1 pseudogene is annotated in these 374 nt (G+C 63.1%); it reads left to right on the top strand.

Going from position 1 to position 374, the window contains the following annotated elements:
• Nucleotides 1–22: 22 nt before the first annotated feature.
• Nucleotides 23–374 (top strand): annotated as a pseudogene (locus tag EN852_RS36215) (2-hydroxyhepta-2,4-diene-1,7-dioate isomerase); the annotation flags it as partial.

Here is a 374-nt window from a genome sequence, read left to right as displayed (position 1 = left end):
CTAACCGATACGGAGTTTCAGCATGAGCGCGGGACGCCTCGCCACCTTCACCGTCGGCGGCAAGACGCGCTACGGCGCTATTGCCGACAAGCGCGTCATCGACCTTTCGGCGCGCCATCCCGAGTGGCCATCGCTGCGTGAGGTGATCGAGGCGGGTGCGCTGAGACAGCTGGCCGAAGAAGTCCACAGCTATTCCCCCGATTTCCCGCTCGACGCCATCACCTACGACATCCCCATTCCCTCCCCGGAAAAAATCATCTGCGTCGGTGTCAACTATCCGGACCGCAACGAGGAGTACAAGGACGGGCAGGCAGCGCCTTCCAACCCGTCGCTGTTCATCCGCTTTCCACGCTCCTTCGTCGGCCATGGCGCGC

The organism is Mesorhizobium sp. M2E.F.Ca.ET.209.01.1.1 (assembly GCF_004010375.2).
Classification (GTDB): Bacteria; Pseudomonadota; Alphaproteobacteria; order Rhizobiales; family Rhizobiaceae; genus Mesorhizobium.
This window is presented reverse-complemented; position numbering and strand designations above follow the sequence as displayed.